Below are 17,032 nucleotides of genomic sequence, written 5' to 3' on the forward strand. Positions count from 1 at the left end.
CTGCGCAATGAAAAGCTTCAAAGCCAGATGGCTTTCGTTCAGTGCGTTTGCGTTCGACCTGTGCGCGGTGGCAATGGCCTGGCTGCTGGCCTATGTGATCCGGTTCAACGGACCGGTGCCCGCGCCGTTCTGGTCGAGCGGGCTGCATGCGCTCGTGTGGGTGCTGCTGATCTACGCGGTGATGTTCCGCGGCTACGGCCTCTATCGCGGCATGTGGGTGTTCGCGAGCCTGCCCGATCTCGTGCGGATCGCGAAAGCGATCGGCGTCGGCGCGCTCGTCGTCGTGATCGGCTCGGCGCTGTTGCAGCCGGCGCCGGTCGTGCCGCGCTCGGTGCTGATCGTGTCGCCGATGCTGCTGTTCCTGACGATGGGCGGCTCACGCGCGCTGTATCGCGCGGCCAAGGAGTTCTATCGCTACGGCGGACTGGTCGGCCAGGGCAAGCCGGTGCTCGTGCTCGGCGCGGGCAATGCCGGCGCGAATCTCGTGCGCGAGCTGAAGCGCTCGGGCCAATGGCGCCTCGTCGGTCTGCTCGACGACGATCCGATCAAGCAGGGCCGTGAAATCTACGGCTATCGCGTGGTTGGTGCGATCAGCGATCTGCAGAAAATCTGCACGGAGCTGAAGGTCGAGCATGTGATCATCGCGGTGCCGTCGGCGTCGGTGGAGGCGCATCGGCGCATCGCCACGCTGTGCGTGCGCGCCGGCGTACGCGCGATGACGCTGCCCGCGCTCACGCCGCTCACGCAAGGTCAGGCGTTCCTGTCGCGCGTGCGGCAGATCGATCTCGAAGACCTGCTCGGCCGTGACCCGGTGACGATCGACACCGAGCACGTCGCCGCGCTGCTGAAAAACCGCGTCGTGATGGTGACGGGCGCGGGCGGCTCGATCGGCTCGGAGCTATGCCGGCAGATCCTGCGCTTCGGTCCGGTGCAACTGGTCGCGTTCGACATCTCCGAGTTCTCGATCTATCGGCTGAACGAAGAGCTGCGCGACAAATATCCGGAAGTGTCGGTGGTGCCGATCGTCGGCGACGTGAAGGACTCGCTGCTGCTCGATCAGGTGATGGCGCGCTACTGTCCGCACATCGTGTTTCATGCGGCGGCCTACAAGCATGTGCCGTTGATGGAAGAGGTCAACACGTGGCAGGCGGTGCGCAACAACGTGCTTGGCACGTACCGCGTCGCGCGCGCGGCGATCCGCCACGACGTCGCGCATTTCGTGCTGATCTCGACCGACAAGGCGGTCAACCCGACCAACGTGATGGGCGCGAGCAAGCGGCTCGCGGAGATGGCGTGCTCGGCGCTGCAGCAGCAGGGCGCGCGGCGCACGCAGTTCGAGACGGTGCGCTTCGGCAACGTGCTCGGCAGCGCGGGCAGCGTGATTCCGAAGTTCCAGGAGCAGATCGCGCGCGGCGGGCCGGTGACCGTCACGCATCCGGAAATCACGCGTTTCTTCATGACGATTCCGGAGGCGTCGCAACTCGTGTTGCAGGCGTCGAGCATGGGGCGCGGCGGCGAGATTTTCATTCTCGACATGGGCAAGCCGGTGCGAATCGCCGATCTCGCGCACGATCTGATCCGCCTGTACGGTTTCACCGAAGAGCAGATTCGCGTCGTGTTCACGGGTTTGCGTCCGGGCGAGAAGCTTTACGAAGAACTGCTCGCGGACGACGAAACCACCACGCGCACGCCGCACCCGAAGCTGCGCATCGCACAGGCGCGCGAGGTGCCGGACAGCCTGATCGACAATCTGCTGCCGTGGCTGATGCAGCATCGCGTGCCGGCCGACGACGAAGTGCGGCGCGATCTGCGGCGCTGGGTGCCGGAGTATTTGCCGGCGACCGCGACGACGCTGCGTAGTGTGGCGCCGGCGACGCGGGTGTCGTAGGCGTTCCGCCGCCGCGAGTCATCGGAGTAGTCGAAGCATTGAATCAGTACCCGCGAAGGCAGGTCATTTGACCCGTTGAAATTGGCCGTCGGATGTTGATCGATAAAAGCCCCTGCAGACCTGCTGGGGCTTTTTTTTGCCCTGGAGAGGTGACAACCATCGTGCACGCCCCGGCGTTTCGGAATTGTCTGAAGCCTGCGCCCGGCACATACACCTAGCATTGAACCATCGCCGCCCGGTATGTCGTTCCCGCTGAGGTGGCGGCTCTGTTGGCTCTTTTTCTGTGATGCAAAGGTTTTGCGCGCCCTTGAGGCGCGTTTTTTTGTCCAGGCGAAAGAGGCGGCAATTCCGGAATCGACCTGTAGCGCGCCAGCGGCACGCGCGCTTACGGTCAAGGTTCACCAACGGGAGGAACCTATGCAGGACGCAATGACTTACAGCCAGCGCAATCAGGAGGCGTGAAACATGGCTTACTTCGGCAAATTTCTCGTGAACAACGCGCCGCTGTCACCGCTCACCATTAATGGCATCGGCACATTCGACGCCTATTCCGGCAACGGCCAATACCGCAATCGGGGCGGCTGCACAATGGTTCCCAATAACGGGCCGATCCCCGCTGGCAAGTACTGGATCGTCCCGCGCCCTACTGGCGGCGTGCGCTCTGCGGTAGAAACGTGGTTAAAAGATGAGTTCAATTACTACTCGTCGCACCCGACCGATCACAGTGAATGGTTTGCACTGTATCGTGATGATGGGCTAATCGACGAATACACATGGATCAACGGCGTGCGGCGTGGAAACTTCAGGTTGCATCCGGCAGGTGGTCGGGGTGTTTCGCTTGGCTGCATTACCCTGCCGAGACGTACGGATTTCCTGAGAATCCGCAACTCACTCCTGCACACCATGACGATCCCTGCCGGCAATTCGGGGCTTCGCGCCTACGGAACAATTGAGGTCATCACATATGGCAACACCTGTCCGAAGGGTGCTTAAAGTCCTGCTGTTTATAGCTCTGTACCTTCTGTCATTCCGATTTGTCCGACCGTACGACGATGGGTGGACCGAGTCCGAGATGCGTGCATGGATACACGCTTCGGAGGTGCTAGGTATCGGCGATCCCGAAAACCTGTATATCGGCCTGTGGATGACTATCGAACTGCTCGTGGCGGTGCTGGCGTATGTGGCGATCATGAAGCTATGGCGGTGGTACCGCACGAAGTAGACGAAAGCCCTGGGGAGGGGGCCTTTTTTTATCCCGTGCATTGATGAATTTCGAGGAATCTCGGTGACGAGAGGGTCTTATTGCTACATTCCGAGCCGAGTGAACGGATTTCGAATTTTCGGCCGATGCCCATGGCATATACGAGCCACTTTCGAGGCGGCTATCGCTATTTCGACCAACAAAAAAGCGCCCTCGCTGCCTTTGTCGCTTCTGCTCACCGCTTCCCCTTCCTCACCACCATCCACCGCGGCGACTTGAACCGCACGATGCTCACGTAAAGCCACACATAAGTCGCCGCGAACACCACGACGAAGCAGAACAGATGCAGCGTGTGCCGCCAGAACAGCGTCGCCGGCACGACCGCAATCAGGCACAGCAGCCACAGATACGGCGACGTCAGCGAGTTGCGGCGCGTCAGCTCGCGCGCGGTGCGCGCGCCGACCGCCCAGCGCATCAGCCGCTTGTAGACCAGCATATGCAGATGCACGCCATCCGGAATGCCCGGCGACATGCCGCGAATGAACTTCTTGCGGTAGATCGAGAAGCAGGTCTCGAAGATCGGGTACATGAAGAGCAGCACCGGATACCACGCGGATACGTCGCGATTGCGCATCACGAGCAGGATCGACAGCTCGGCGAGCATGAAGCCGATGAAGTAAGCACCGCCGTCGCCGAGAAAAATCAGCCCGGCCGGGAAGTTCCAGATGAAGAAGCCGAGCACCGCGCCCATCATCATGAACGACGCGGACAGCACGACCGGGTCGTGCACCTGGAACGCCACATACGCGAGCGACGCGAACATCATGAACGCGACCATCGACGCGAGGCCGTTGAAGCCGTCGATGATATTGATCGCGTTGGCGAGCGCCGCGACCGCGAGCACCGTGACCACGAACGAGATCGCCGCATATGACAGCAGAAAGTCGAGCGGCGGCACGCTGATGCGCGTGACCGCGATGTCGAGAAAGAACCAGGCGAGCGCGGCGGCCGCCATCGTGCAGATGAGGCGTGCGAGCGGCGACACGCGCTTGGTCAGATCCTCGACGAGCCCCGAGCCGAACGCCGGCATGCCGCACGCGATCAACCCGAGAATGCTGCCCGATACGGCCGGATACGCGCGATGCAATTGCACCGCGGAGACGATCAGCCCGACCAGAATCCCAGTCCCGCCGATGCGCGGCACCGGACGCACGTGGAATTTCTGGACGCCGGCCAGATCGGTGTCGGTCGAGAACTTTTCATGCAGATGCGCATAGCGCACGATCAACAGCGTGATCAGCAGAGAGACGAGAAAGCCGAGCGCAAAACTAAGCATGAAAGTGGGCCTGAGCGAAGACGCGGAATTATACAAACGAAACGTGCGGCGGCCGGCGCGCGGCACGGGCGCGAAGCTTTCATCCAGGCCGGCAAAAAATCCCAGATAGCGAGACCGAAGCGGCCTGCACAGGCCCGTGAGCGCTCGCTCCTCATGGATTCCCCCTATGCGGCGCGCGCGCGCCGCAACCGTAAACCTGGATGCGACGAAGTGTAAGTCGCGCGCAACAAAGGCGTTCCGGAGACCCAATGCTAAATAACATCACAATTCGTGGCGGACTGACGCTCGTGATCAGCGTATTCGTCGCCTTCCTTCTGACGGTGATCGCTGTCGGCTACGGCGCGCTGAAGCTCGCCAACGACAGCCTCGACGACACGCAGCGCAGTGCGGTCGCGCTGTCGCATCTGAAGGCGAGTTCCGAGAAGCTTCTGCAGGTGCAGCTCGCATTGGGCACCTATCAGACGTTGTTCAGCGTCGGCAAGCAGACCGACGATCTGCTGCCGGCCGCGCACGAGGTGCTGCTCGAATCGAACAACGACTTCCGCAACTACATGGCCGGCCCGTTCGCGAGCGACGCAGAGCGCAAGCTCGCGCAGAGCGTCGGCGACGCGCGCGCGGCGCTCGTCGACAAGGCGATCGAACCGGAATTCAAGGCATTGACCGACTTCGACTTCAATACCTTCCGCAACATCCAGGGCGACACGGCGAACAGCCTGTATGCGTCCTACTCGAAAGCGATCGACGCGCTCGAAAAAGCGCAGATGGACAATCAGCATCAGCAGGCCGCGACCGGCGCGCGACGCTTCCAGCTCGCGACAGTGCTGTTCGGCGCGATCGCGGTGATCGCGCTCGTGATCGCGGTGGGCGCTCGGGTCGCGTTGTCGTCGGCGCTGATCAAGCCGGTCAACGCGACGGTCAAGCACTTCGAGCGCATCGCGGCCGGCGACCTGAGCGTCGCGATCAAGGTGAAATCGCGCAACGAGATGGGCCAGCTGCTCGGCGCGCTGACGCGGATGCGCGACGGCCTCGTCGAAACGGTCGGCAAGGTGCGCGGCAACACGAGCGCGATCACGCAGGGCGCGAACGAAATCGCGTCGGGCAATGCCGATCTGTCGGCGCGCACCGAGCAGCAGGCGGCCGCGCTGCAGCAGACCGCGGCGAGCATGGAGCAGCTGTCGGCGACCGTGAAACAGAACGCCGACAACGCCAGGCAGGCGAACCGCCTCGCGCACGGCGCGCTCGATACGGTCACGCGCGGCGGCAAGGTGGTGTCGCGCGTGACGGAGACGATGGACGGCATCAGCGAGTCGTCGCGCAAGGTCACGGAGATCATCGGCATGATCGAGGGGATCGCGTTTCAGACCAACATTCTCGCGTTGAACGCGGCCGTCGAAGCGGCGCGCGCGGGCGAGCAGGGACGCGGCTTCGCGGTGGTCGCCTCGGAAGTGCGCAGTCTCGCGCAGCGCTCGGGCGCGGCGGCCAAGGAGATCAAGGAGCTGATCGGCGAGTCGGCGGCGAAGGTCGAGGAGGGTGCCTCGCTGGTGTCGGATGCGCAGAAGACGATTCAGGAAGCGCTGAAGGCCGTCGAGCGCGTGACCGGCGTGATGAGCGAGATCGAGGCGTCGGCGCTCGAACAGAGCGACGGCATCGAGCAGGTCAACAAGGCGGTGTCGCAGATCGACGAGGTCACGCAGCACAACGCGGCGCTCGTCGAGCAGGCGGCGGCCGCGGCGAAGTCGCTGGAAGAGCATGCGATGGCGTTGCGTGATGCGGTCGCGGTGTTCCAGCTGGAAGGGGCAACGGCGTAACGCGTTCAGCAGCCACGGCGCTCACCGTTCTGACGAGGTGAGCGCCAAAGCAAACGGCGGCGGCATCCGCGCTACGCGAATGCCGCCGCCATTTTTTTAACGGGATGCGCTGGTGCCGAAGCGCTTTATGCAAACCCCTGCGGATTCGTCGACTGCCAGCGCCAGTGGTCCGCGCACATGCGCTCGATGCCGAACTGCGCGCGCCAGCCGATGATTTTCTCGGCCGCGCTCGGGTCCGCGAAACACTGCGCGACATCGCCCGGGCGGCGCGCGACGATCTCGTACGGCACCGGCCGCCCCGACGCCTTCTCGAACGAGCGCACCACGTCGAGCACGCTATAGCCCTGGCCCGTGCCGAGATTGACGACGAAGCTCGCATCGCGCTCGACGAGCGCATCGAGCGCGGCGAGATGCCCGCGCGCGAGATCGACCACGTGGATGTAGTCGCGCACGCCGGTGCCGTCGGGCGTCTCGTAGTCGCCGCCGAACACGCGCAGCTTGTCGAGCTTGCCGACCGCGACCTGTGCGACGTACGGCATCAGGTTGTTCGGAATGCCGGCCGGATCTTCGCCGATCAGGCCACTTTCATGCGCGCCGACCGGATTGAAGTAGCGCAGCGTCGCGATGCGCCACGACGGGTCCGACACTTCGAGATCGCGCAGGATCTGCTCGGCGATCAGCTTCGATTGACCATACGGATTGGTCGCCGACAGCGGGAACGATTCGTCGATAGGCGAGCTCTTCGGCACGCCGTACACCGTTGCCGACGAACTGAACACGAACTGCTTGACGTTGCGATCGCGCATCACGCCGAGCAGCGTCAGCAGGCTGCCGACGTTGTTCGCGTAGTACTCGATCGGCTTCGCGACCGACTCGCCGACCGCTTTCAGCGCCGCGAAATGAATCGCGCCGGTGATCGGATGCGCATCGAAAATCCGCTGCAGCGCGGCTGCGTCGCGCGCGTCGTCGTCATAGAAGCTCACCGCACGGCCGGTGATTTTCTCGACGCGCCGCACCGCTTCGCGCTTGCTGTTCACGAGGTTGTCGATCACCACGACGTCGTAGCCGCCGTTCAGCAGTTCGACGCAGGTGTGCGAGCCGATGAAGCCCGCGCCGCCCGTTACCAGAATCGTGCCCTTCGTGGTCATGCTGTTGCTCCCATTAAAGTAAAACACCCGTGATTTTTTGCACCAGGTCTTTGTACGTTTCGACGACCATGCGTTCGTCGAATTCGGTTGCGACTTTCTGCCGGCCGCGTTCCGCCATCGCGCGCCGCTCTGCGCCGCTCATCTCGAGCATGCGCGCGAGACTCGCGGCGAGGCTCTGCGCATTGCGCGCTTCGCACAACAAGCCGTTGACGCCGTCGGCCACCACCTCGCGGCAGCCGGGCACGTCGGTCGCGACGATCGGCCGGCCCATCGCCGACGCTTCCATCAGCGTGCGCGGCACGCCTTCGCGATACGACGGCAGCACCACGCAATCGGCATCGGCGATGAACGGCCGCACGTCGTGCGCCTCGCCCAGATATTCGATCACGCCTTCCTGTTCCCACGCGGCGACTTCGTCGCGCGTGATCGCGCTCGGATTGTCGACGCCGACCGGCCCGAGCAGCTGAAAGCGCGCGTGGCGGTAGCGCGCGCGCAATTGCCGCGCCGCCTCGACGTATTCGCCGACGCCTTTATCCCACAGCAGCCGCCCGATCAGCACGAAGCGAAACTCCGCGCGCTCGCGCAGCGGCGTGAACGCGAACTGATCGAGATCGACGCCCTCGCCGTGCAACAGCCGCGCGCGCTCCGGATGCACGAGCAGCTTGCCGTCGATGAACGCGGCCTGATCGTCGCGATTCAGGAACCACACTTCACGCGGAAAGCGGAACGCAAAACGATACAGCCTTTTGGCGATCTGCGCGGCGCGGCTGTGCTGGATGAACACATAGCCGAGCCCGGTGGTGACCGCCACCGACTGCACGCCAGCCAGCTTCGCCGCGATCGAGCCGTAGATGTTCGGCTTGATCGTGTAGTGAAACACGACATGCGGACGGATGGTCCTGTACTGCCGATACAGCGCGACGAGCGTGCGCAGATCTTCGCCCGGACTCGTGCCCTTCGACGCCATCGGCAGCTCGATGCAACGGCAGCCCATCGCGGCGAGCAACTCGAACGTGCGGTCGCGCGGCGCGAGCACCGTCACGTCGACGCCGCGCCCGATCAGCGTGCGGATCAGCCCTTGCCGATAGGTATAGATTGCCCAGGCCGTGTTGCAAACGAGTGTAATGCGTAGCGCGGGCGTCGACTTGAAAGAGGGCTTCATGCGAAGAAATGCCGGGCGTTGAATGAAGTGTGGACCATTGATACGAAGACAGCACCCTACGATGCGGCGCGAACCTCAGCGAATGAAGCGACAGCGACAGCGGCAACGACAGCGGCAACGACAGCGACAGCGACAACGACAGCGCTCACACGCGGCGCGACTCAACGGTTCGCGCGCGGCGTGAGCAGCGCGCGCTTGACCCGCTGCAACGTGCGATAAGGCAGCATCAGATGCAACAGATTCTTCGCGAGGCCCAACCAGTCGTACGGGTTGGCCACGTTGAAGTAGCGCAACTGCAAACGCAGCGTCGAACCGATCTGCCGGCGCCGTTTCGTCGCGCTGATGCCGCCTTCGTTCAGCTCATAGAAAAGGCCGAGTTCCGGCAGATTCGCGCAGTCATAGCGTTCCATCAGACGTACGAACAGATCGAGGTCCTCCGCCGAACGATACGCGGCGCGGTAGTTGCCGACTGTGCGGACGGCATCGATACGCAGCATCATCGACGGATGCGCGAGGCACGAGCGGAAAAAGCGCTGGCGCCGGATCACGTTCGGCTCGGCCGGCGGCGTCAGCATGAAAAGCGGCTCGCCCGCGCGCGTGACGACCTGGGTCCACATGCCGAGGCCCGCCACGTTCGGATGCGCTTGCATGAACGCGCGCTGCTTCGCGAGCCGCCGCGGCACCGCGCGATCGCCCGCGTCGATACGCGCCGCATAGCGAAAGCCGCGCTGCGCGAGCGCGTCGATGCCGGTTCGCAGCGCACGCTCGATACCGCCGTTCTGCGCCATGCGCAGCACTTCGATCTTCAGGTTCGGCAGCGTGGGCGCGATGATCGGCGGCGTGCTGCCGTCATCGACGATCAGTACGTGCACCAGCGCACTTTCTTCGAACGACGCGAGCGTAGAATCGACGTCCGCCTGGCCGTTATAGGCGGGTATCAGCACCGCGACGTCGTCGAGCGTGGTTTGCGCGGTGGCGGATGAATTCGTCATGGGCGCAATTTGAAACGGATGTAATAAAGATTGACCGAGGCGGCCGCCAGATAGCCGGCCGCAAGGCCGACGAGCGCGCCATACGCGCCGAGCCGCGGGATCGCCAGCAGATTGACCGCGAACGCGATGGCGAGCGCGAGCAGCCACTTGGCGAGCAACACGAACTTGGCCTGATATTTGAGCACGACCAGATTGCCGATCGCCTCGACGCCGGCCGGCACCGACAGCCACACGGCCCAGCGGAAGATTTCGATCGCGCCTTCGAAGTCCGGCCCGAACACACGGCGGATGATGAAGCCCGCGAGCAGATCGAGCACGAACGCGCCGCACACCATCAGCACGGCGGTCAGCGCGGTGAGCCGCCACATGTTGCGGCGCAGTTGCGCGATGCCTTGCACGCGGTAGACGAATGCGGGCGCAATGGTTTGCGCGAGCATCAGCGCGAGCGTGATCCAGTTTTCATTCAACTGCTGGGCGGCCGAGTAGCGACCGAGGTCGGCGAACGAAATCGCGCGCTCGAGCATCAGCCGGTCCAGTTTCAGAAATAGATACATACAGATGAGCCCGAGCCAGAACACGGTGCCCGCGGTCGCGAAGTGCCTGAAGAGCGAACGTTCGACATGCCAGCCCAGCTTGCCGCCATGCCGGCGCATGAAGTAGAGCAACAGCACCGCGCCGATCGCCGCCGATTCGAGCGCCCACAGCCAGCCGAAACGCGCGGGCGCGGCCGTCGCGCGCACCAGCAGATAGACGAGAGCCGCCTTGATCACCGCGGTGCTCATGCTGGTCAGCAATTGCGGCTTGCTGTAGGTCATGCTTTGCAGCCACGCGTTGATCACGCCGACGAACGGCTCGCGAAACAGCATCGTCACCGCAAGGCCGGCGAGCATCGCACCGACGAGCGGTTCGAAGAAGTGCAGCGCAATGCCGAGCCACGTGAGCAGCAGCGCAACGGCCGAGACGGAGAAGCGCAACGCGAACGCGCTGCCGAGGACGGTGCCGAGTTGTTCGGGCGGCCGGTTGACGATGGTCGGTACGAGGATTTCCGCGCCGCAGACCCAGGTGATCGGCGAGAGCACCAGCAGCAGCGTATTCGCGTACTGCCATTTGCCGAAAGTTTCGGGCCCGAAGTAACGCGCGAGCATGCCGCTGATCACGATTGCGACGCCGATCTGCGTGAGCCGCTCGAGACCCAGCCAGACGATGTTCGTAAACGCTCGGGTGACGTCGGGATTGGCGAAGCGCTTGACTGTCAGCATCCGTTGGCCGCTCGCCGCTGCGCGTCGGTCAAGCCGCCTCGCACGGCCATGCATGCGGCGCTATGCGCATTCGCCCGCCCGGCCGGCAGCCACGGCAACTTTACAAAGGGAGGGCGTCTAAGCATTAGAATGGCGGTATTCAGGCTGGTCAGAAAAACGCAATTATAAGTTGGAACCGGACCGCTTCCGGCAAGGGCGCATCGAGGCGCGGTAACCGGTGTTTTTAACGTGAGTATTACCGTGGTTTTTAGCGCGAATTTTTACCGCGTTTTAACCGGCGATTGTTACCGGTCGAGATCGGTGCGCAGGTCAAAATTTTCCATTGCACGCAAGTGAGCCAACATGATCTCCAAATCCATTTTCAAGGCGTATGACATTCGTGGCGTCATTGGCAAGACGCTTGACGCCGACGCCGCGCGTTCCATCGGTCGCGCATTCGGCAGCGAAGTGCGCGCGCAGGGCGGCGACGCGGTCGTGGTCGCGCGCGACGGACGCCTGTCGGGCCCCGAGCTGATCGGGGCGCTGTCCGACGGCCTGCGTGCGGCCGGCGTCGATGTCGTGAACGTGGGCATGGTGCCCACACCGGTCGGCTACTTCGCGGCGAGCGTACCGTTGAAGCTGGCGGGCGGCGAGCGCCGCGTCGACTCGTGCATCGTCGTGACGGGTAGCCATAATCCGCCGGACTACAACGGCTTCAAGATGGTGCTGCGCGGCGCGGCCATTTACGGCGAGCAGATTCTCGCGCTGCATCAGCGCATCGTCGACGAGAACTTCGCCGACGGCAGCGGCAGCTACGCCGAGTACGACATCGCCGACGCGTATCTCGAGCGCATCGCGAGCGACGTGAAGCTCGCGCGTCCGATCAAGATCGTCGTCGATACCGGCAACGGCGTGGCCGGTGGGCTCGCGCCGAAGCTGTTCAGGAAGCTCGGCTGCGAACTCGTCGAACTGTTCACCGAAGTCGACGGCAACTTCCCGAATCACCACCCGGACCCGGCGCACCCGGAGAACCTCGTAGACGTGATTCGCGCGTTGAAGGAAACGGATGCGGAAATCGGCTTCGCGTTCGACGGCGACGGCGACCGCCTCGGCGTCGTCACCAAAGATGGCCAGATCATCTACCCGGACCGTCAGCTGATGCTGTTCGCCGAAGAAGTGCTGTCGCGCAACAAGGGCGCGCAGATCATTTACGACGTGAAGTGCACGCGCAATCTCGCGAAGTGGGTCAAGGACAAGGGCGGCGAGCCGCTGATGTGGAAGACCGGCCACTCGCTCGTGAAGGCGAAGCTGCGCGAAACCGGCGCGCCGCTGGCTGGCGAAATGAGTGGCCACGTGTTCTTCAAGGACCGCTGGTATGGTTTCGACGACGGCCTGTACACGGGAGCGCGTCTGCTCGAGATCCTCACGCGTGTCGCCGACCCGAGCAAGCTGCTGAACTCGCTGCCGAACTCGCACTCCACGCCCGAGCTGCAGCTGAAACTCGAGGAAGGCGAGAACTTCGAGCTGATCGCGCGTATGCAGCAGAACGCGAAGTTCACCGGCGCGGACAACGTCGTGAAGATCGACGGTCTGCGCGTCGAGTATCCGGACGGCTTCGGCCTCGCGCGTTCGTCGAACACGACGCCGGTCGTGGTGATGCGTTTCGAGGCCGACAACGACGCGGCGCTCAAACGCATCCAGGACGACTTCCGCCGCGTGATTCTCGCGGAGAAGGCCGATGCGAAACTGCCGTTCTGACGGCTGATGCGGCGCTGCGCTTCGAAGGTCGTTAAGACAGCTCGAAGCGTCGCCCCTACCGAACGCGGCGCGGGTTGCCTTACCGCGCCGCGTTTTTCATGTCTTTCATGGACGGCGCGCTAGAATTGCGGTCCTTTCAACGCATCTTCGAGCCGGATAGCCGGTTTTCTCACTCTTGAGCGCGCAAAAGATACTGATCGTGAGGGTGTCGTCGCTGGGCGACGTCGTTCACAACATGCCCGTGATCGCCGACATCCGGCGCCGTCATCCCGACGCGCAGATCGACTGGCTCGTCGAGGAAAGCTTCGTCGGGCTCGTGGAACTCGTGAGCGGCGTGCGGCGCGCGATTCCGGTGTCGCTGCGGCGCTGGCGCAAGCGCATCCTGTCCGTCGACAACTGGCGCGAGATCGGCGCGTTTCGCCGCGCGCTCGCCGCCGAGCACTACGATCTGGTGATCGACTGCCAGGGCCTCATCAAGACCGCGTGGCTCGCGAACATGGCGCGCGGACCGCTCGTCGGCCTCGGCAACCGTACCGAAGGCGCCGGCTACGAATGGCCGGTGCGCTTTTTCTACGGGCGGCGCGTGCCGATCGCGCCGCGCACGCACGTGGTCGAACGCACGCGTCAACTGGTGGCCGCGGCGCTGAACGATCCGCCGCCGCAACCCACCGACGACATCGACTTCGGTCTCGACACGGGCCGTGCCGCGCTCGCGCTGTCGCAGGCGAATCTGAATCTGCCGGTGCCGTACGTGGTGTTCGTGCACGCGACTTCGCGCGCCGACAAGCAGTGGCCCGATGCCGTGTGGATCGAACTCGGGCAGGCGCTGGTGCGGCGCGGCGCGTCGATCGTGCTGCCGTGGGGCAGCGACGCCGAGCGCGCGACCAGCGAGCGGCTCGCGAAGGAGTTCGGCGCGGCCGCGATCGTGCCGCCGAAGCTGTCGCTGCCGGCGGTGGTGGGGCTGATCGATGGCGCGGCCGCGACGGTCGGGGTTGACACAGGTCTGGTCCATATCGCGGCGGCGCTGAAGCGGCCCACGGTCGAGTTGTACAATTTCTCGACCGCGTGGCGCACCGGCGGCTACTGGTCGCCGAACGTCGTCAATCTCGGCGCGGCGGGGCAGCCGCCTACGCTGCAGCAGGTGAAGTCGGTGCTTGCCGGCTTCGGGCTGTTGTAACCCGGGCCGGCCGGCATCAGCACCTGCTGCATCCTGTCGGTGCGCTTCGCCTTGCGCACCCTCCGTTCCAAAGGGCGACCATGAACGAAACCCAGATCATCGAAGTAGCGAACGCCGACTGGCACGGCTGCAACCTGTCCGTGCCTCGAGAGACGCTGCTCGCCGGCGTCGAGCGCGGCAAGGTGCTGTACTTCCCGAACCTGCGCTTCGCGATCGACGGTGGCGAGCAGGCGCTGCTCGACCCGGCGCTCGCCGATCCGAACCGCAAGAACATCAGCCTCGAACCGAACGGCGGCGCGCTGCATGGCGTGGCCGGCGATGCGGTCACGCAATCGGCGGTGCGCGCGTTGATCGCGCGTTATCAGGCGAATGCGCGCACGCTCGTCGACGGGCTCTTTCCCGAGTACAGCGGCAAGCTGCGGGTCGCGCCGACGAGCCTGCGGCTGCATCAGGTCGAGACTCGCGAAACCTCGTGGCGCAAGGACGATAGCCGTCTGCACGTCGACGCGTTTCCGTCGCGGCCGAACTACGGCGAGCGCATCCTGCGCGTGTTCACCAACGTCAATCCGCATGGCGTGCCGCGCGTATGGCGCGTCGGCGAGCCGTTCGAGGACATGGCGCAGCGCTTCCTGCCGCGTATCAAGCCGCAGATGCCCGGCTCCGCGTGGCTGCTGAACCTGCTGCACGTGACCAAATCGCTGCGCAGCGAATACGATCATCTGATGCTCAGTCTGCACGACGGCATGAAGGCCGACCTCGACTATCAGAAGACGAGCCCGCAACAGACCATGCCGTTTCCACCGGGCAGCGTGTGGGTGTGCTTCTCCGACCAGACCTCGCATGCGGTGATGTCCGGCCAGTTCATGCTGGAGCAGACTTTCTTCCTGCCAGTGAAGGCGATGGCGCAGCCGGAATGCGCGCCGCTCGGCATTCTCGAGCGCCTGAAGGGCAGGGCGCTGGTTTGAGCGCGGCGGTCGATTCGAGGGCCGGGCAGATGCCGGCCCGCATCGCGCGCGTGAGCGCGCTGCGCTTTCCGAATCACGCGGGGCGCCGATGCTAAGGGCGATCTATCGCGCGCTCTGGTGGCTCATCGCGCCGCTGGCGGTGCTGCGTCTGTTGATCCGTTCGCGTAAGGAGCGCGGTTATCGCGAGCATATCGGCGAGCGCTTCGGTTATTCGCGCGGACGCTTGCCGGAGGACAGCGCGCCGTTGATCTGGGTGCATGCGGTGTCGGTCGGCGAGACGCGCGCCGCGCAGCCGCTGATCGATGCGCTGACGAAGGCGCGCCCCGACGCGCGCATTCTGCTTACGCACATGACGCCGAGCGGTCGCGCGACCGGCATTGAGATTTTCGGCGACCGGGTGTTGCGCAGTTATCTACCGTACGACATGCCGCATGCGGTACGGCGCTTCTTGCGCGGGTGGCGGCCGTCGCTCGGTCTCGTGATGGAAACCGAGGTGTGGCCGACCCTGATCGACGAGTGCCGTCGCGCCGACGTGCCGCTCGTGCTGACCAACGCGCGGATGTCGGCACGTTCGTTCAAGCGCGCGGCGAAATTCGGCGGTGCGACGAAGGACGTGTTCGGCGGCTTCGCGCGCGTGCTCGCGCAGAGTCCGTCCGACGCCGAGCGGTTGACCTCGCTCGGCGCGCGCAATGTCGCGGTGCTCGGCAATCTGAAGTTCGACATGAGCACGCCGCCCGAACTCGCGGCACGCGGCCACGCGTGGCGCGCGGCGATCGGCACGCGGCCCGTGTGGGTCGCGGCGAGCACGCGCGAGGGCGAAGAAGCGCTCGTGCTCGAGGCGTTCGCGGCGCTCGGCATCGACGATGCGCTGCTGATTCTGGTGCCGCGTCATCCGCAGCGCTTCAATGAAGTCGCGGCGCTCGTCGAGAAAGCGGGGTTGCGGCTCGAACGCCGATCGAGTTGGGCGCCCGATGCGAAGGTCGCGTCGGCGGCGCGCATCGCCGACGATGGCGCGGCGCCGCTGCCTCGCGACGTGAACGTGCTGCTCGGCGATTCGATGGGCGAGTTGGGCGCTTACTACGCGGCGTCGGATCTTGCGTTTATCGGCGGCAGTCTGTTGCCGCTTGGCGGACAGAACCTGATCGAAGCGTGCGCGGTCGGCGTGCCGGTGCTGATCGGGCCGCACGTTTTCAACTTCACGCAAGCCACCGCCGATGCGGTCGCGGCCGGTGCCGCCGTGCAGGTGCAGGACCCGGCCGATCTGTCGCGCGCGCTGCGCGAGCTGTTCGGCGACAAGTCGCGGCGGCTCGCGATGGGCGGTGCGGCTGCCGCGTTTGCGGCGAGGCATCGCGGGGCGACGGCGAGGACGGTGGATGTGTTGGCGGCGTTGTTGCCGGAGTAGGGGTGACTGTGATGCCGCGGTTAGCAAAAAAGGGACGCCCGAGAACGCGGCTGCGCGTTCTTCCTGTTCGGCGCGTTGCAGCAGTTTTTCTTCGACGGCAACAAGCGCAAGTCGCGCTTCATGATGAACGGCGTGCTGATGGCAAACGGTATCGATGTGATCAGCGTGCCCGCTCATCGCGCGGCCGACTTCAACGAAAAGATGGTGCGCTTCTATCTATCGAAGGATGGCACCGAAATGATGGCATTCCTGCGCGAATGCCATCCTGGCGAGTGAAGCGTCACTTGCTTACACCTTCAACAACCCCTTCTTTTCAATAAACTTCACCACATCATCAAGACCCTCGAGCGCCTTCAGATTACACATCACAAACGGTCGCTCGCCGCGCATCTTCTTCGCGTCCGATGCCATCACGTCGAGGTTCGCGCCAACCAGCGGCGCGAGATCGGTCTTATTGATCACGAGCAGATCCGACTTCGTGATGCCGGGTCCGCCCTTGCGCGGAATCTTCTCGCCGCCCGCGACGTCGATCACGTAGATCGTCAGGTCCGACAGCTCCGGGCTGAAAGTCGCCGCGAGGTTGTCGCCGCCCGATTCGATGAACACGATGTCCGCATCCGGAAAACGCGTGAGCATGCGGTCGACCGCTTCGAGGTTGATCGATGCGTCCTCGCGGATCGCGGTGTGCGGGCAGCCGCCCGTCTCGACGCCCATGATGCGCTCGGCCGGCAGCGCGCCCGCGACGGTCAGCAGACGCTGATCCTCTTTCGTATAGATGTCGTTCGTGATCGCGACGAGGTCGTACTGGTCGCGCATCGCCTTGCACAGCATTTCGAGCAGCGTGGTCTTGCCCGAGCCAACCGGGCCGCCGACGCCCACGCGCAGCGGCGGCAGCTTCTTCGTGCGGATCTGGCTCGCGGTATGGGAAGCGGAATGATGAGATGCGTTCATGATGGA

At 64.3% G+C, this 17,032-nt stretch carries 15 protein-coding genes; 9 read left to right on the top strand and 6 right to left on the bottom strand.

Going from position 1 to position 17,032, the window contains the following annotated elements:
• Window positions 1-7: 7 nt before the first annotated feature.
• The 3 genes from OKW29_RS38910 to OKW29_RS38920 all read left to right on the top strand — a co-directional run bounded on the left by OKW29_RS38910 (window position 8) and on the right by OKW29_RS38920 (window position 3,110).
• Window positions 8-1,888 (top strand): polysaccharide biosynthesis protein, encoded by a 1,881-nt coding sequence (locus OKW29_RS38910; RefSeq protein WP_090803332.1) that lies wholly within the window; start codon window positions 8-10, stop codon window positions 1,886-1,888.
• A 465-nt stretch (window positions 1,889-2,353) separates the two neighbouring features.
• Window positions 2,354-2,881: a DUF2778 domain-containing protein gene (locus tag OKW29_RS38915; RefSeq protein ID WP_429294628.1), complete on the top strand. Its 528-nt coding sequence runs from the start codon at window positions 2,354-2,356 to the stop codon at window positions 2,879-2,881.
• A 79-nt stretch (window positions 2,882-2,960) separates the two neighbouring features.
• Window positions 2,961-3,110 (top strand): hypothetical protein, encoded by a 150-nt coding sequence (locus tag OKW29_RS38920; RefSeq protein WP_311539619.1) that lies wholly within the window; start codon window positions 2,961-2,963, stop codon window positions 3,108-3,110.
• Between the two features lie 214 nt (window positions 3,111-3,324).
• On the opposite strand, the gene OKW29_RS38925 is transcribed toward OKW29_RS38920, so the two are convergent.
• Window positions 3,325-4,425 (bottom strand): MraY family glycosyltransferase, encoded by a 1,101-nt coding sequence (locus OKW29_RS38925; RefSeq protein ID WP_090803345.1) that lies wholly within the window; start codon window positions 4,423-4,425, stop codon window positions 3,325-3,327.
• A 248-nt stretch (window positions 4,426-4,673) separates the two neighbouring features.
• On the opposite strand from OKW29_RS38925, the gene OKW29_RS38930 reads away from it, so the two are divergent.
• On the top strand, window positions 4,674-6,233 hold the full coding sequence (locus OKW29_RS38930) for a methyl-accepting chemotaxis protein (RefSeq protein WP_429294629.1): 1,560 nt from the start codon (window positions 4,674-4,676) through the stop codon (window positions 6,231-6,233).
• A gap of 125 nt (window positions 6,234-6,358) precedes the next feature.
• Here the strand turns inward: OKW29_RS38930 and galE are convergent, their stop codons facing one another.
• From galE to OKW29_RS38950, 4 genes are all read right to left on the bottom strand, one after another.
• A complete protein-coding gene (gene galE, locus OKW29_RS38935; RefSeq protein ID WP_429294630.1) occupies window positions 6,359-7,381 on the bottom strand; it encodes a UDP-glucose 4-epimerase GalE in 1,023 nt (340 codons plus the stop codon).
• A 13-nt stretch (window positions 7,382-7,394) separates the two neighbouring features.
• Window positions 7,395-8,543: a glycosyltransferase family 4 protein gene (locus OKW29_RS38940; RefSeq protein WP_429294631.1), complete on the bottom strand. Its 1,149-nt coding sequence runs from the start codon at window positions 8,541-8,543 to the stop codon at window positions 7,395-7,397.
• Between the two features lie 161 nt (window positions 8,544-8,704).
• Window positions 8,705-9,535: a glycosyltransferase gene (locus OKW29_RS38945; RefSeq protein WP_429294632.1), complete on the bottom strand. Its 831-nt coding sequence runs from the start codon at window positions 9,533-9,535 to the stop codon at window positions 8,705-8,707.
• Complete coding sequence (locus OKW29_RS38950) at window positions 9,532-10,794, bottom strand: oligosaccharide flippase family protein (protein ID WP_429294633.1); 1,263 nt, start codon at window positions 10,792-10,794, stop codon at window positions 9,532-9,534. Before OKW29_RS38950 ends, OKW29_RS38945 begins: the two co-directional genes overlap by 4 nt.
• 342 nt (window positions 10,795-11,136) lie before the next feature.
• Between OKW29_RS38950 and OKW29_RS38955 the strand changes: the two genes are divergently transcribed.
• The 5 genes from OKW29_RS38955 to OKW29_RS38975 all read left to right on the top strand — a co-directional run bounded on the left by OKW29_RS38955 (window position 11,137) and on the right by OKW29_RS38975 (window position 16,351).
• Window positions 11,137-12,531, top strand: a complete 1,395-nt coding sequence (locus OKW29_RS38955; RefSeq protein WP_187615958.1) for a phosphomannomutase/phosphoglucomutase — start codon at window positions 11,137-11,139, stop codon at window positions 12,529-12,531.
• A gap of 175 nt (window positions 12,532-12,706) precedes the next feature.
• Entirely contained in the window at window positions 12,707-13,708 is a 1,002-nt protein-coding gene (waaC, locus tag OKW29_RS38960; RefSeq protein WP_429294634.1) for a lipopolysaccharide heptosyltransferase I, read from the top strand.
• 80 nt (window positions 13,709-13,788) lie between these two features.
• Window positions 13,789-14,673, top strand: a complete 885-nt coding sequence (locus OKW29_RS38965) for a Kdo hydroxylase family protein (RefSeq protein ID WP_184020906.1) — start codon at window positions 13,789-13,791, stop codon at window positions 14,671-14,673.
• 88 nt (window positions 14,674-14,761) lie between these two features.
• On the top strand, window positions 14,762-16,075 hold the full coding sequence (gene waaA, locus OKW29_RS38970) for a lipid IV(A) 3-deoxy-D-manno-octulosonic acid transferase (protein WP_429294635.1): 1,314 nt from the start codon (window positions 14,762-14,764) through the stop codon (window positions 16,073-16,075).
• Window positions 16,076-16,150: 75 nt separating this feature from the next.
• Window positions 16,151-16,351: a hypothetical protein gene (locus tag OKW29_RS38975; RefSeq protein WP_429294636.1), complete on the top strand. Its 201-nt coding sequence runs from the start codon at window positions 16,151-16,153 to the stop codon at window positions 16,349-16,351.
• Window positions 16,352-16,363: 12 nt separating this feature from the next.
• Here OKW29_RS38975 and ureG read toward each other — a convergent pair whose 3' ends face one another.
• A complete protein-coding gene (gene ureG / locus OKW29_RS38980; protein ID WP_184020910.1) occupies window positions 16,364-17,026 on the bottom strand; it encodes an urease accessory protein UreG in 663 nt (220 codons plus the stop codon).
• Window positions 17,027-17,032 lie beyond the last annotated feature (6 nt).

This window comes from Paraburkholderia sp. CI3, assembly GCF_050436505.1.
Classification (GTDB): Bacteria; Pseudomonadota; Gammaproteobacteria; order Burkholderiales; family Burkholderiaceae; genus Paraburkholderia; species Paraburkholderia tuberum.